At 56.0% G+C, this 13,714-nt stretch carries 13 protein-coding genes; 6 read left to right on the top strand and 7 right to left on the bottom strand.

Annotated elements, in window-relative coordinates:
* Window positions 1-17 precede the first annotated feature (17 nt).
* The 4 genes from phnE (GUC22_RS21385) to phnC form a co-directional block, all read right to left on the bottom strand.
* Window positions 18-899, bottom strand: coding sequence for a phosphonate ABC transporter, permease protein PhnE (gene phnE, locus GUC22_RS21385; RefSeq protein WP_004132520.1), 882 nt, complete (start codon window positions 897-899; stop codon window positions 18-20).
* Window positions 896-1,768, bottom strand: coding sequence for a phosphonate ABC transporter, permease protein PhnE (gene phnE / locus GUC22_RS21380; RefSeq protein ID WP_004132516.1), 873 nt, complete (start codon window positions 1,766-1,768; stop codon window positions 896-898). The genes phnE (GUC22_RS21385) and phnE (GUC22_RS21380) overlap by 4 nt, the downstream gene beginning before the upstream one ends.
* A gap of 69 nt (window positions 1,769-1,837) precedes the next feature.
* Window positions 1,838-2,779 carry a phosphonate ABC transporter substrate-binding protein gene (phnD, locus tag GUC22_RS21375; protein ID WP_029669800.1) on the bottom strand — a complete coding sequence of 314 codons (942 nt, stop codon included), beginning with the start codon at window positions 2,777-2,779 and terminating at the stop codon, window positions 1,838-1,840.
* Between the two features lie 23 nt (window positions 2,780-2,802).
* Entirely contained in the window at window positions 2,803-3,645 is an 843-nt protein-coding gene (phnC, locus tag GUC22_RS21370) for a phosphonate ABC transporter ATP-binding protein (RefSeq protein ID WP_024359099.1), read from the bottom strand.
* Between the two features lie 926 nt (window positions 3,646-4,571).
* Here phnC and ecpR point away from each other — a divergent pair.
* From ecpR to GUC22_RS21340, 6 genes are all read left to right on the top strand, one after another.
* On the top strand, window positions 4,572-5,114 hold the full coding sequence (gene ecpR / locus GUC22_RS21365) for an ECP biosynthesis operon DNA-binding transcriptional regulator EcpR (RefSeq protein ID WP_004133765.1): 543 nt from the start codon (window positions 4,572-4,574) through the stop codon (window positions 5,112-5,114).
* Window positions 5,115-5,266: 152 nt separating this feature from the next.
* Window positions 5,267-5,854: a common pilus major fimbrillin subunit EcpA gene (gene ecpA, locus GUC22_RS21360; RefSeq protein WP_004133763.1), complete on the top strand. Its 588-nt coding sequence runs from the start codon at window positions 5,267-5,269 to the stop codon at window positions 5,852-5,854.
* 60 nt (window positions 5,855-5,914) lie between these two features.
* Entirely contained in the window at window positions 5,915-6,583 is a 669-nt protein-coding gene (locus GUC22_RS21355; protein WP_004133761.1) for a hypothetical protein, read from the top strand.
* Window positions 6,584-6,608: 25 nt separating this feature from the next.
* Window positions 6,609-9,134 (top strand): fimbrial biogenesis outer membrane usher protein, encoded by a 2,526-nt coding sequence (locus GUC22_RS21350; RefSeq protein ID WP_024359098.1) that lies wholly within the window; start codon window positions 6,609-6,611, stop codon window positions 9,132-9,134.
* A gap of 19 nt (window positions 9,135-9,153) precedes the next feature.
* Entirely contained in the window at window positions 9,154-10,767 is a 1,614-nt protein-coding gene (ecpD, locus tag GUC22_RS21345; RefSeq protein WP_223226924.1) for a fimbrial adhesin EcpD, read from the top strand.
* Window positions 10,736-11,440: a fimbria/pilus periplasmic chaperone gene (locus tag GUC22_RS21340; protein WP_049087350.1), complete on the top strand. Its 705-nt coding sequence runs from the start codon at window positions 10,736-10,738 to the stop codon at window positions 11,438-11,440. The genes ecpD and GUC22_RS21340 overlap by 32 nt, the downstream gene beginning before the upstream one ends.
* A 27-nt stretch (window positions 11,441-11,467) precedes the next feature.
* Here GUC22_RS21340 and GUC22_RS21335 read toward each other — a convergent pair whose 3' ends face one another.
* Genes GUC22_RS21335 through GUC22_RS21325 form a run of 3 tightly spaced genes read right to left on the bottom strand, consistent with a single transcriptional unit; the run spans window position 11,468 to window position 13,708 of the window.
* Window positions 11,468-12,151 (bottom strand): amino acid ABC transporter permease, encoded by a 684-nt coding sequence (locus GUC22_RS21335; RefSeq protein ID WP_049087351.1) that lies wholly within the window; start codon window positions 12,149-12,151, stop codon window positions 11,468-11,470.
* The gene (locus tag GUC22_RS21330) at window positions 12,141-12,893 is read right to left on the bottom strand and encodes an amino acid ABC transporter permease (RefSeq protein ID WP_004133751.1); all 753 of its coding nucleotides are present in this window, start codon (window positions 12,891-12,893) and stop codon (window positions 12,141-12,143) included. Before GUC22_RS21330 ends, GUC22_RS21335 begins: the two co-directional genes overlap by 11 nt.
* The gene (locus GUC22_RS21325; RefSeq protein ID WP_049130850.1) at window positions 12,890-13,708 is read right to left on the bottom strand and encodes an amino acid ABC transporter ATP-binding protein; all 819 of its coding nucleotides are present in this window, start codon (window positions 13,706-13,708) and stop codon (window positions 12,890-12,892) included. Before GUC22_RS21325 ends, GUC22_RS21330 begins: the two co-directional genes overlap by 4 nt.
* Window positions 13,709-13,714: the final 6 nt, after the last annotated feature.

Here is a 13,714-nt window from a genome sequence, read left to right as displayed (position 1 = left end):
CGCGACCCGGGAAAAAACTAACCAGCTTTAAACAGCGGCACCGCGCTGCCGCCGATATAGCGGCGGCGCAGCCAGGCGGACAGCGTATCCATCGCCATCACCACCGCCACCAGCAGCAGGGTAATAAACATCACCACGTCCCAGTTCCACAGGCGCATATTTTCCGCATAAATCAGGCCGATGCCCCCCGCGCCGACAAAACCGAGTACCGCAGCGGAACGGGTATTCGATTCAATCTGATACAGGCTGAGCGCCAGAAACGTTGGAAAGGACTGGGTAAAAATGCTGAAGCGATGTTTCTGCAAACCGTTCGCCCCCACCGCCGTCAGGCCGCGTCCCGGCGAACGGTCAACCGCCTCATGCCCCTCGGCATACAGACGGCCCAGCAGCCCGGTATCCTGCATGATAATCGCCAGCACCCCGGCCAGCGGCCCGAGCCCAACGGCGCGGACAAAAATCAGCCCCCAGATAGCCATATCGATGCCGCGCAGCACGTCGAACAGGCGGCGCATCAGCAGGGCGATGAGCCCCGGAACAACGCCGCGCATAATGTTGCGCGCCGCGAGAAACGAGAGCAGCAGGGCGATGACCGTTGCGGTAAGCGTCCCGGCGAAAACAATCGCCAGGGTAATGGCGATTTGCGTGAAGTAATAGCGAAACGGCCAGTTGAAAAAGTCGTGCCAGACGAACATCCGCAGTAGATAGCGGCTGATTTGCTGCAGCCCGGCGGCGAGCTGCCCGCCGCTGATGCCGAACTGCATAAAGAACCAGACATAATAGAGCACGCTGGCCAGCGCCAGCAGGCCGACATAGCGCAGATAGCGCCCCTGGGCCTGATATAAATGCCGATGCTGGCGGCGGCTGGCGGCGATATCCGGTTGTTTTTGCCACTGATTCATTTTTTTCCCTCCAGAACCCACTGCCGCAGGCGGCCGGACAGCATATCCAGCAGCGATACCACGATAATAATCAGCAGCAGCGTGATGCTGACCTGATCGTAACGATCCAGTTTGATGTTGGTCATCAGCTCCTGGCCGATGCCGCCCGCGCCCACCAGCCCGAGGATCGTTGAGGAGCGGAAGTTAATTTCGAGCCGCATAAAGCCGTAGGAGAGAAAAATAGGTTTCACCTGCGGCCACAGGGCAAAGCGAATACGCTGCAGATGCGACGCGCCGCAGGCGGCCAGGCCGCGCACCGGTTTATCCTGGGCGCTCTCCACCGCTTCATAGAACAGCTTGGTCAGGCTGCCGATGGTGTGCAGCATCAATGCCAGAAAGCCCGGTATCGCCCCGATACCAAAAGCCATCACGAAAATGACCGCCCACGCCAGCTCCGGCATGGTGCGCAGAAAAGCCACCAGCACGCGGACGGCAACCCGCAGCGGGGCAGGGGACCAGGCGTTGCTGGCGGCAACGAACCCCAGCAGGGTGGCTATCGCCACCGCCACCAGCGTGGACGCCAGCGCCAGCTGCAGCGTCTCCCAGATCAGCGGCAGCTGTATCGGCAGACGATAGCCCCAGTAAGCCAGCGAACCTTTGGTATGCGAATCGGCAAACAGGTCGGCGACGCGCAGCGTCGGCAGCGTCTCAAACATGTAGTCGAAAAAGTTGGGCAGCGAGTGCCAGATAGTAAAGAGATTAAACTCGGCCATGCTGCCGGCGGCAAAATAGAGCGCCAGCAGCAGCAGGGATCCGCTCAAGGTATCGCGCTTTTGTCGCGAGCGGACCTGCTGGTAATAGCGTTCGAATTCGGTATGGGTGTTATTCATGCGTCGCGGTGTCTTCAACGAGTCGCCGCTGCCCGCGATAGCCCGCGGGCGGCGGCGTCAGGGGCGGGATTAACGCGCGCTAACCAGCTCGCGTTTCATATCGATGATCTGCTGAAAATCAGCCACGCTGCCCGGGCCGATATGCTGAGTACCGCCCATCGCCTTGATAAAGCAGGCGTGATCGTCAGTATCGAGCTTTTTAATCGCGGTAACGACTTTGGCCTTAAAGTCCGCCGGCAGGGCATTGCTGACGAGGATCGGACCGTTCGGGATCAGCGGCGATTGCCAGATAATGCGAATTTGCTTCATCAAATCCGGGTGATCCATGCGAATCAGGCGGTTAAAGGCGCCGACGCTGTAGCCGCTGTTATAGTCGCCGACCATGGAGGTCCAGGTCACCGCGCCGGCAAACTGGCCGTTCAGCACCCCCAGAATGTCCTGCTCGTGGCCGCCGGAGAAGGTCACGCTGGAGAAGAAGTTATTATATTTGTTATCCGAGGTGCCGCCGAACTGCTGTTTAAAGGCGTGGTTCGGAATTAAAAAGCCGGAAGTGGAGTCCGGGTCGGCGAAGCCAAAGGCTTTGCCCTTCAGATCTTCTAACTTTTTATACGGACTGTCGGCTTTGACAATCACCACCGAGTGGTAGCCGCGGGACTGGTCTTTATCATCTACGGCAATCCCGACAATATCGACGGCCTTAGGATTGTTAATATAAACCGAAGCGTACGACGACGGCGACATGCTTAATACGACGTCAACTTTTCCGCCCAGCAATCCCTGAATCACGCCGGAGTAGTCGGACGAGTTACGCAACTTCGTATCGACGTTGAGTTCTTTATCGAGAAACTGTTTAACGCACTGGTTATCACCAATTTGCTGCGTTGCGTTCTGACCGCCTAGGATGCCCAGATTTAATTCCTTCGGTTGTTCAGCAGCGCCTGCCTGCCACGCCATCATAATGCCTGCAACCGCTGCGGATAAACGAACTGCGCCAGTGATGTACTTTTTCATTATTTTGCCCGTGTGAGTGAAATTTAATGCAATTGGCTAATTTCATCGCCGTACAGCCGGTGCAGAATTTCCTGATTCAGCTGCGTGGGATGGTCGTCAAAAATAATCTGGCCTTTGGCCACGCCGATAACCCGCGTGCAATATTCACGCACCAGCTCCACCGAATGCAGGTTTACCATTACGCTGATGCCCTGTTCGCTAATTTCGCGCAGGACATTCATAATTCGCTGCGTATTTTTCGGGTCAAGAGACGCGACCGGTTCATCGGCCAGCAAAATACCGGGGTTTTGCATTAATGCCCGGCAAATGGCCACGCGCTGCATCTGGCCGCCGGAGAGGTTTTCCGCCCGCTGTAGCGCCTGCGGCAGCATATTCATCCACTCCAGCAGGGAGATCGCGCGGGCGCGGTCGGCGTCGGGGAAGACTTTGAATAAGGATTTCAGGGTGGAAGTCTGGCTCAGGCGCCCCAGCAGCACGTTGGTCAAAACGTCGAGGCGCGGGACCAGACAGAAATCCTGAAAGATCATGCCGCACCGGCTGCGCCAGGCGTTTAACGCGCGGCCTGACAGCTTTGATACGTCCTGCGGCGTCCCCACTTCCGGGAAGCTCAGGATCTCGCCGCCGCTGGCGCTATGGGTGCCGTTCAGAAGGTGCAGAAGCGTCGATTTACCGGCGCCGGAACGGCCAATCACGCCAACCAGTTCGCCCGCATGAAGATCGAAACTGATGCTATCCAGGACGGTTTGCTGCGCGTTCCAGGATTTGCTCAGGTTACGTACGCTCAGGACCTTGCGTTGCCGGTCGGTATAGGGGGGCGTAAACGGTTGAAACTCGGTTTCTGCAACCGCAGCCAGAGAACTGTTCATAAATGCGTCCAGGTTCGTCAGTCAACTGGGCACTATTAATGGTGTTTTATATGACTGCCGGATGACAGTAAGACGAACAAATAGTGAACGGACGCAAGAGTTGGGGTAGTGGGTGGCGAAAAAGCCCGACAGGGCTCACACTTTTGTATCCACAAGCGGGAATTCGCGCAGGGTCTGCTACCTTTAATACGCTTTGGCAATGAGATTAATAATGATACGTATTTCCTCTGATAAAGATAAGGCGTTGTATGCGACATTAGCGGGGGAAATTTACCGCCTTGGGCGCAGAGGCATCATTCAGGATGTTCGTGCCAGGCTTCATGCTGAGTCGGTTTAACCGAATAGTTAATCTTTTCGTGCTTGATTACGATTGACCTCGATAAATTTTTAGTCGGCGACCAGGCCTTTTGTGCGGCGTGTAATTTCATTATTTACGCCAGTTAATGGAATTAACCACTGACTTTGTGTTGATTATTGGCATTATATTCTTATTTTTTGACTTTGTTTGACTTTTTTGCATTTTCGAATGAAACCCTCATTAAGAATAGTCTTAACTGATAATGGCTAAGATCCTGGAACATATAATATTCACTTAAGAATCCCCGTACGCAGTCACAATAACCCTATGAAAATAAATGCTTTTTGTTTTTAACTCAATATTCTTATTTTTATTGTTTTGGCTTAAATTGACCTGTTCGGTAATTAGCCCTCAGAGCACTTATTGACACACATAGCGAAAAATCCTAAATTTGATAACACAAGAAACAAGCAAGTCATTTAGCGTTCTTTGTCTCAAGCAATACTATTTTGAGTTTTGGGTTGAATATATTAAAGAGGGAATTTGCTGACTTAGACTTTGCAGGCCTGGGCTATCAGCAGTGTTGTGATACGTTCAAGATTTCCAGGACTATGGGGTTTAACTTTATATGGATTATAAATATTCTTTGGATCAGTGCATTTGGCCAGCGCATGACAGTTATTTTCTTAAAGGACTCGCTGAGCTAATTATTGATATCGATAACTTAATTTACCTGTCACTTGAAAAGGTACGCCGGGAATTTGTATTTATTAATCTTAGCGCCAGTTCGCTGAACTATTTTATCCGCCGCGATAATGAGTGGCTGGCTGAAATGAAAGGCAAACAAATTGTATTAATTGCCGCAAGGCGCTCGGAAGCGCTGGCCAATTACTGGTATTACAATGGCTCTATTCGTGGCGTGGTTTATGTCGACTTAACGAAAGATATTCGTCAGGAGCTGGCATACGTTATTAATGGTCGTTTTCTACGCAAAGATATAAAGAAAGACAAAATTACCAACAGGGAAATGAAGATAATTCGTATGACGGCGCAGGGAATGCATCCAAAATCTATCGCCAAAATTGAAAATTGTAGTGTGAAAACGGTTTATACCCATCGGCGAAATGCCGAGGCGAAACTGTATTCAAAGATATATAAGCTCGCGCTGTAATTAGTAATAGACGTTAATTTTAAAATTGTGCACCAGGTCGTAACCCCAAAATAATTTTCGCCGCAATAAACATTATGCGGCCTGAACTATGGCGGGAAATGCACACAGACGTGGGACATCAGGTCCCTTAATAAACTCAGGATGAAAAAGCTATGAAAAAAAAGGTTCTTGCAATTGCTCTGGTAACCGCGTTTGCCGGTATGGGTGTCGCTCAGGCAGCTGACGTTACTGCTCAGGCAGTCGCTACCTGGTCCGCAACCGCCAAAAAAGACACTACCAGCAAGCTGGTGGTGACTCCGCTGGGCAGCCTGGCTTTCCAGTATGCCGAAGGGATTAAAGGCTTTAACTCACAGAAAGGCCTGTTTGATGTGGCTATCGAAGGTGACGCCACCGCGACCGCATTCAAACTGACCTCTCGTCTGATCACCAACACCCTGACTCAGCTGGATACCTCTGGTTCCACCCTGAGCGTGGGCGTTGACTACAATGGCGCTGCGGTCGAAAAAACGGCTGACACCACCATGATCGACACCGCGGCGGGCATCCTGGGCGGCAACCTCAGCGCGCTGTCTAACGGCTATAACGTTGCGGGTCGTACTACCGCTCAGGACGGCTTCACGTTCTCCATCATCAGCGGCACGACCAATGGCTCTACGGCTGTCACTGACTACAGCGCCCTGCCGGAAGGTATCTGGAGCGGTGACGTCAGCGTACAGTTCGACGCGACCTGGACCAGCTGATCCTCTCGTAGCACAAGGCAGGGGGTATTCCCCCTGCCTTATTTCACGGACTGAATTCATATGAAAAAACACATTCTGGCCATCAGCCTGTTGCTCAGCACAATGACGCCAGCCCTGGCGCTGGATGTGGGCGATATCTCTTCATTTATGAACAGCGAAAGCAGCACGCTGAGTAAAGAGATCAAGAACACGACCGACAGCGGTCGCTTAATTAACATCCATATGGAACGCCTCTCTTCGCCGCTGGATGGCGGCAAGGTCATCCCGATGGATAAGCAGGACGAGATTTTACTGACCCCGGCCAGTCTGCTGCTGCCCGCGAAAGCCAGCGACGTGATCCGCTTTTTCTACAAAGGCCCGGCGGACGATAAAGAGCGCTATTACCGTATCGTCTGGTTCGATCAGGCGCTCAGCGATGCCCAGCGCAATGGCTCGACCCGCAGCGCGGTCGCCACGGCCTCGGCACGCATCGGCACTATCCTGGTGGTGGCGCCAAGAAAAGCAAACTTCCGCTATCAGTACGCCAACGGCACGCTGGTCAATACCGGTAACGCGACGTTGCGCATTCTTGCCTACGGCCCGTGTCTGAAGCCGGCTGACGGTAAAGAGTGCAAGGAAAATTACTTCCTGATGCCGGGTAAAGAGCGTCGCTTCACGCGCGTGAACGTTGCGGACAAAAAAGGACGGGTCGCGCTCTGGCAGGGCGAGCAGTTTGTTCCCGTGAAATAGACATTTCTTATGACGGATCAACATTATGGCTCAACCAGGGATCGCTCCAGGATTAAAAACACTCTTTGCCTCCGGCATGGTCATCTTGCTGGTTCCATTTAGCGTCACTGCCGCCTCCGACAAAGTACAGCAAATCGGCGGCGTGATTATCCCCCAGGCCTTCAGCCAGGCGCTGCAGGACGGAATGAGCATTCCTCTGTTTATTCACCTTAAAGGCAGCACCGGTACCCAGGACGATCAGCGGATCGGCAATGCCTTTATCTGGCTGGATAACGGCGTGTTGCGCGTACGGCAAATTCAGCTGGAAGAAAACGATAATAACGCCACCGTCAGCGAACAGACCCGCAAACAGCTCACCGCGCTGGCCAATGAAGCTTTCAGCAAAGAACTCAATATTAGCCTCACAGATGATGCGCAGCTACAGCTCAGCCTGCGCCAGCTGCTGCTGCAGCTGGTGGTGAAGAAGGAGGCGCTGGGTACGGTGCTGCGTTCGCGCAGCGAAGATATCGGCCAGTCCAGCGTCAACACCCTCAGCAGCACCCTGAACTATAACCTCGGGGTCTATAACAACCAGATGCGCAACGGCGGCAATAATACCTCCAGCTATCTGTCGTTGAACAACGTCACCGCGCTGCGCGAGCACCACCTGGTGCTCGACGGCTCGCTGTACGGTATTGGCTCCGGCAATCAGGACAGCGAAGTCTATAAAGCGATGTATGAGCGCGACTTTGCCGGTCACCGTTTTGCGGGCGGGATGCTGGATACCTGGAATCTACAGTCCCTTGGCCCGATGACCGCCGTTTCGGCGGGGAAGATCTACGGCGCTTCCTGGGGCAACCAGGCCAGTTCGACGGTATTCGATAACAGCCAGTCGGCCACGCCGGTGGTCGCCTTTTTACCCGCAGCCGGGGAGGTCCATCTGACCCGCGACGGGCGCCTGATGAGCGTGCAGAACTTTGCCATGGGTAACCACGAAGTGGACACCCGCGGCCTGCCGTATGGGATTTATGATGTCGATGTTGAAGTGATTGTGAACGGCCGGGTGGTCAGCAAGCGTACCCAGCGGGTCAATAAATTGTTCAGCCGCGGACGCGGCGCCGGCGCGCCGCTGGCCTGGCAGTTCTGGGGCGGCAGCTTCCATATGGACCGCTGGTCCGAAAGCGGTAAAAAGACGCTGCCGGCAAAAGACAGCTGGCTGGCGGGCGCCTCGGCCTCCGGGTCGCTCAGCACCTTAAGCTGGGCGGCGACCGGCTACGGCTATGACAACAACGCCGTTGCCGAGACGCGCCTGACGCTGCCGCTGACCGAATCCATTAGCGTGAATCTGCAGAATATGCTGGCCAGCGACAGCTCCTGGAGCAGCATCGGCAGCATCAGCGCCACGCTCCCCGGCGGCTTCAGCTCGGTATGGGTCAACCAGGAAAAAACGCAGATTGGCGACAGAATACGCCGCAGCAATGCCGATAACCGGGCTATCGGCGGCACGCTGAATCTCAATTCATTATGGTCAAAGCTGGGCACGTTCAGCATCAGCTATAACGACGACCGCCGCTATAACAGCCACTACTACACGGCGGACTACTATCAGACGCTTTATACCGGCTCGTGGGGATCGCTGGGCCTGCGCGCGGGCCTGCAGCGCTTTAATAACGGCGACAGCAGCGCCAGTACCGGGAAATATATTGCGCTCGACTTCTCGCTGCCGCTCGGCAACTGGTTCAGCGCCGGCATGACGCACCAGAACGGCTACACCATGGCCAACCTGTCGGCGCGTAAACAGTTTGATGAAGGCAGCATTCGCACCATCGGCGCCAACGTTTCACGGGCGATTTCCGGCGACACCGGCGATGACAAAACCCTCAGCGGCGGCGCGTATGCCCAGTTTGATACCCGCTACTCCACCGGTACGCTGAATGTGAATAGCGGCGTGGATGGCTATGTGAATACCAACCTGACTGCCAACGGCAGCGTGGGCTGGCAGGGGAAAAATATCGCCGCCAGCGGCCGCACCGACGGTAATGCCGGGGTGATTTTCAAAACCGGTCTTGAAGACGACGGCAAGCTGAGCGCTAAGGTGAACGGCCGTATTGTGCAGCTCTCCGGCAACCGTAATTACCTGCCGCTGTCGCCGTACAACCGCTATGAAGTGGAGCTGCAGAACAGCAAAAATTCGCTCGATAGCTACGACATCGTGACCGGGCGCAAGAGCCAACTGACCCTTTATCCGGGGAACGTGGCGGTGATTGAGCCGGAAGTGAAGCAGATGGTCACGGTCTCCGGGCGGATTCGCGCGGAAGACGGCACGCTGCTGGCCAACGCGCGGATTAATAACCACATCGGTCGTACCCGCACCGATGAGAACGGTGAGTTTGTGATGGACGTGGATAAAAAGTATCCCACCATCGATTTCAGTTACGGTAAAAACCAGAGCTGCGAAGTGGCGCTGGAGCTGAGCCAGGCGCGCGGCGCGGTGTGGGTGGGCGATGTGGTCTGCAGCGGCCTCTCCACTTATGCCCGCGTGCAGCAGACAGGAGAAGGTAATGAAAGCTAAATGGCTGGCATGTTTAATCATGTTAACGGCGGCGCTGTGCGTGACGCGGGTCAACGCTGCGGTAAACAAAACCACCTGGCCCGATGCGGCGGCCATGCAGTTTGTTTTTGTGGAAAACAACTCGGACGATAACTTCTTCGTCACCCCAGGCGGCGCGCTGGACCCGCGGATGACCGGGGCTAACCGCTGGACCGGGCTGAAATATAACGGCTCGGGCACCATTTATCAGCAGAGCCTCGGCTATATCGACAATGGCTATAACACCGGTCTGTACGCTAACTGGTTCTTCGATATGTGGCTGGATAACTCGCCGGCTTCCCATCCTTTGAGCGGCCTGCGCTGCATCAACTGGTATGCGGGCTGCGATATGGCGACCAGCCTGATCCAGCCGCAAACCAGCGATGCCAGCGGCTTCTACGGCGCAACGGTAACACCCGGCGGGCAAAAGTGGATGCACGGCATGATGTCCGACTCTTTCTACCAGTATCTGCAGCAGATGTCGGTGGGCAGCAGCTTCTCAATGACCATCAACTCCTGCATGACGTCGGTGAGCTATGACGCCAGCAGCGGCGCACGCTGCAAAGACCAGGCCTCAGGTTACTGGTACGTACGTAATGTCACCCATACTAAAGCGGCCAATCTGCGGTTAATTAATACCCATGCGCTGGCGGAAGTCTTTATCAACAGCGACGGGGTTCCGACGCTGGGTGAAGGCAACGCCGACTGCCGCACGCAGACGATTGGCACGCGTTCCGGTCTGAGCTGCAAAATGGTGAACTACAATTTGCAGCATAATGGCCTGAGTAATACCTCAATTCATATTTTCCCGGCGATCAGCAACTCGGCGCTGGCTTCCGCGGTGGGAAGCTACGATATGCAGTTCAGCCTCGACGGTAACTCATGGAAGCCGGTAAGCGGCATCGCTCAGTACTATACGTTTAACGAGATGAAATCATCAGATTCAGTGTATGTTTTCTTCTCAAGCAACTTTTTTAAGCAGATGGTGACGCTGGGCATCAGCGACGTGAACACTAAGGACCTGTTTAATTTCCGTTTCTATAACACCACCTCGCCGGAGTCAGGGTGGTATGAGTTTTCGACGTCCAACACGCTGATCATTAAACCGCGTGACTTCAGCATCAGCATTATTTCCGATGAGTATATCTCAACGCCGACGCGTGAGGGCTACGTGGGTAGCGGCGAACCGTCGCTGGACTTCGGCTATATTGTCACCACCAGCGGTAAGACCGCCGCCGATGAAGTGCTTATCAAAGTGAAGGGACCAACGCAGGCGATCGGCGGACGTTCATACTGTATTTTCACTTCACCGGACGGTACGTCGAGAGTGCCGTTCCCGGCGACCCTGGCGTTTACCACCCAGACCGGGGCTATCAAAACGTATGACGCCGGATGTGATGATACCTGGCATGATATGACCGATGCCCTGTGGTTAACCACGCCGTGGACGGATATTTCCGGCGACGTTGGGCAGATGGACAAAACGACGGTGAAGTTTTCCATTCCGATGGATAACCCGATATCGTTGCGCACGGTGGAAGATAACGGCTGGTTTGGTGAAGTGAGTGCTTCAGGAGAAATTCATGTTCAGGCGACGTGGCGTAACATTAACTAATTTGCTGCGGATGCTTATCTGCCTGCTGTCGCTCGGACTGGCGACCGCGGCGCAGGCCATCTCGGTCGGTAATTTAACTTTCTCGATGGCGGCGGAAGATGATTTTGCGTCTAAACGGGTGATTAATAACAATAAAAGCGCCAGATTGTATCGGGTCTCTATTGTCGCTATCGACCGCCCCGGCGGCAAAGAGGTGCGCTCCCGTCCGGCGGACGGCGAGCTGTTGTTTGCCCCGCGCCAGCTCACCCTTCAGGCGGGGGAGAGCGAATATTTTAAGTTTTACTACCACGGCCCGAAAGATAACCGTGAGCGCTATTACCGGGTGTCGTTCCGTGAAATACCCACCCGCAATTACGTGATGCGTAATCAAAGCGGGACGGAAGTGAGTATGGATCCGGTGGTAGTGATGGACACAATTCTCGTTGTTCGCCCGCGCGAGGTGCAGTTCAAGTGGGCCTACGATCGTGCGGCGGGTACCGTCAGCAATACCGGGAATACCTGGTTTAAGCTGCTGATCAAGCCCGGGTGTGATACGACGGAAGAGGAAGGAGACGCATGGTATTTACGGCCCGGGGACGTTGTTCGCCAGGCTTCGCTGCGCCAACCAGGGAACCACTACATAATCTATAACGATAAATTTATTAAGATGACCAAAGACTGCCCGGTTAAGTAACCGGGCAGCTTTTTTCGCACTTCGTCGCTAAGCCGCACGACCGGCATAGCGACGGTTCGCCAGCAGGCTCAGGCCGCAGCACAGTAGATAATAAACCGCGCCGGTAAAGACAAATATCGCCAGAGGGTATATCTGCACTCGGTTATTGACCTGGCCGGCAACGGTGGTCAATTCCGGTACGTTGACGATAAACGCCAGCGACGTGTCTTTGAGCAGGCCGATCAATATTCCTACCAGCGAGGGCTGAACGTTACGCAGGGCCTGCGGCAGCAGGATCAGGCGCAGCGTCTGTCCAGGGGTAAAACCCTGGGTCAGCGCCGCTTCGTATTGCCCGCCGGGAAGCGATTGCAGGCCCGCCAGCACCGAATGCATCACCGACGCGGCGGTAAACCACGCCAGCGCCACCGTGACGGTGACCGCGCCCGGCAGATCGCTGCCGGTGAGCATGGGCAGCAGATACCACAGCCAGAAAATCACGAAGATCAGCGGGATGCCGCGAATAACCTCCGCCCACAGGAAGAGCAGCCGCCGCACGATCCCGTCGTAGCGCCAGGCGATCCCCGCCAGCAGGACCCCGCCCGGCAAAGCCAGCGCGGCGGCGCCGATCGCCATCAGCAGCGTCAGCACCACGCCGCCGGGAATACCGTCCGCCAGCCGTCCCCACAGCAGATAATCGAGGTTATCAACGATCACCGCCAGATTAGCGTTCATACCCGGCTCTCCTTTGCTGATTTCTTCCCGGGCCGAGACGCGTCAGCGCCACGCCCATCACCACCCCAAGCGCCAGATACAGCGCGGTGCCGACGGCAAACGCCTCCAGCGCATGCGCGTTGTAGCTCTCGATTTGCCGTACCTGGTAGGTGAGTTCGGCGAAGCCGATGCCGCTCGCCAGCGAAGAGAGCTTCATCAGATTCAGATACTGGCCGATAATCGGCTGCCAGGCGTTTGCCAGCCCCTGCGGCAGCAGAATGTGGCGCAGTTCCTGCCAGGGGGTAAACCCCTGCGACAGCGCCGCTTCCCGCTGACCGTGGCTAACGGCGCGCAGCCCGGAGGCGATCTCTTCGATCAGAAACGCCGAAGTAAAGACCCCAAGCCCCCACATGGAGCAGAGAAACTCCGGCGTCAGCCACCAGACGTTGCCCGGCAGAATCGACCAGCTGTGGTCGTCGTTAATAAAATCGCGCGCCCCCAGCGGCAGCAGATTCCAGGCGGCAAAATACCAGAACAGCAGCTGCACCAGCAGCGGCGTATTGCGGAACAGCGATACCCAGGCCGCCACCAGCCAGCGTCCGGGCCGGCCGCCGCCGAGACGCAGCGCCAGCAGCAGGATAGCCAGCACGGTCGCCAGAATCATCCCGGCGACGCTGACCCAGACGGTGGTGAGAAAGCCGGAGATTATCCACTGCAGCGGCTGCCCGCTCAGCACGCCATGCCAGTCAAGATGCGGGATCACGCCTCACTCTCCTGGTGCAGCGGGTCAAGCACCTTCTGCAGGAAACGGCGGGTGCGGGCGTGCTGCGGTCGGGCGAAAAACTCGGCCGGCGGCGCGACTTCGAGAATATCGCCGCCGTCGATAAACACCACCCGATCGGCAATTTCGCGGGCGAACTGCATTTCGTGGGTCACGACCACCATGGTGATCCCGCTGTGGGCGAGGGTTTTCATCACCTGCAGCACTTCGCCGATCATCTCCGGGTCCAGCGCCGACGTAGGTTCATCAAACAGAATAATCTGCGGCGAGGAGGCGAGGGCGCGGGCGATCGCCACCCGCTGCTGCTGGCCGCCGGAGAGCTGGGCGGGCATCTGCCCGGCTTTATCCGCGAGGCCAACCTGGCTGAGCAGCGCCAGCGAGCGCTCGCGGGCGGCGCTTTTGCCCCAGCCGTGGACGCGTTCCAGCGCGAGGGTGATATTCTCCTGCGCCGTCAGGTGGGCGTAGAGATTAAACTGCTGAAAGACGAAGCCGACCCGGCTGCGCAGCTGGCGCAGGGCGCTGCCGGTAAGCTGGTGCGTCGGTTTACCGTCGATCAAAATCTCGCCGCCGCTGAGGGACTCCAGCTGGTTGATCAGGCGGATCAGGGTGGATTTGCCCGATCCCGAAGGGCCAAGGATCGCCACCACTTCGCCGGGTTCAACCTGTAAATTTACGCCGTTCAGCACCCGATGATCGCCGTAGCTTTTGGCGACATCGCGGAACTCAATGCTGGCGCGCTGCAGATGCGAAAAATCCGCGGACGATGCCGCGGAGCGTGAAAATAGAGCCGATAACATAATCTT

Origin of the sequence: Klebsiella sp. MPUS7 (assembly GCF_009905335.1) — a bacterium.
Classification (GTDB): Bacteria; Pseudomonadota; Gammaproteobacteria; order Enterobacterales; family Enterobacteriaceae; genus Klebsiella; species Klebsiella grimontii.
Note: the sequence above shows the minus strand (reverse complement) of the source record. Positions and strands in the feature narration are given on the sequence as shown.

What these genes read in the sequence shown, in the direction of transcription:
- phnE (WP_004132520.1), bottom strand. Translation starts at nt 899, where the DNA reads ATGAATCAGTGGCAAAAACAACCGGATATCGCCGCCAGCCGCCGCCAG.
- phnE (WP_004132516.1), bottom strand. Translation starts at nt 1,768, where the DNA reads ATGAATAACACCCATACCGAATTCGAACGCTATTACCAGCAGGTCCGC.
- phnD (WP_029669800.1), bottom strand. Translation starts at nt 2,779, where the DNA reads ATGAAAAAGTACATCACTGGCGCAGTTCGTTTATCCGCAGCGGTTGCA.
- phnC (WP_024359099.1), bottom strand. Translation starts at nt 3,645, where the DNA reads ATGAACAGTTCTCTGGCTGCGGTTGCAGAAACCGAGTTTCAACCGTTT.
- ecpR (WP_004133765.1), top strand. Translation starts at nt 4,572, where the DNA reads ATGGATTATAAATATTCTTTGGATCAGTGCATTTGGCCAGCGCATGAC.
- ecpA (WP_004133763.1), top strand. Translation starts at nt 5,267, where the DNA reads ATGAAAAAAAAGGTTCTTGCAATTGCTCTGGTAACCGCGTTTGCCGGT.
- GUC22_RS21355 (WP_004133761.1), top strand. Translation starts at nt 5,915, where the DNA reads ATGAAAAAACACATTCTGGCCATCAGCCTGTTGCTCAGCACAATGACG.
- GUC22_RS21350 (WP_024359098.1), top strand. Translation starts at nt 6,609, where the DNA reads ATGGCTCAACCAGGGATCGCTCCAGGATTAAAAACACTCTTTGCCTCC.
- ecpD (WP_223226924.1), top strand. Translation starts at nt 9,154, where the DNA reads ATGTTAACGGCGGCGCTGTGCGTGACGCGGGTCAACGCTGCGGTAAAC.
- GUC22_RS21340 (WP_049087350.1), top strand. Translation starts at nt 10,736, where the DNA reads ATGTTCAGGCGACGTGGCGTAACATTAACTAATTTGCTGCGGATGCTT.
- GUC22_RS21335 (WP_049087351.1), bottom strand. Translation starts at nt 12,151, where the DNA reads ATGAACGCTAATCTGGCGGTGATCGTTGATAACCTCGATTATCTGCTG.
- GUC22_RS21325 (WP_049130850.1), bottom strand. Translation starts at nt 13,708, where the DNA reads ATGTTATCGGCTCTATTTTCACGCTCCGCGGCATCGTCCGCGGATTTT.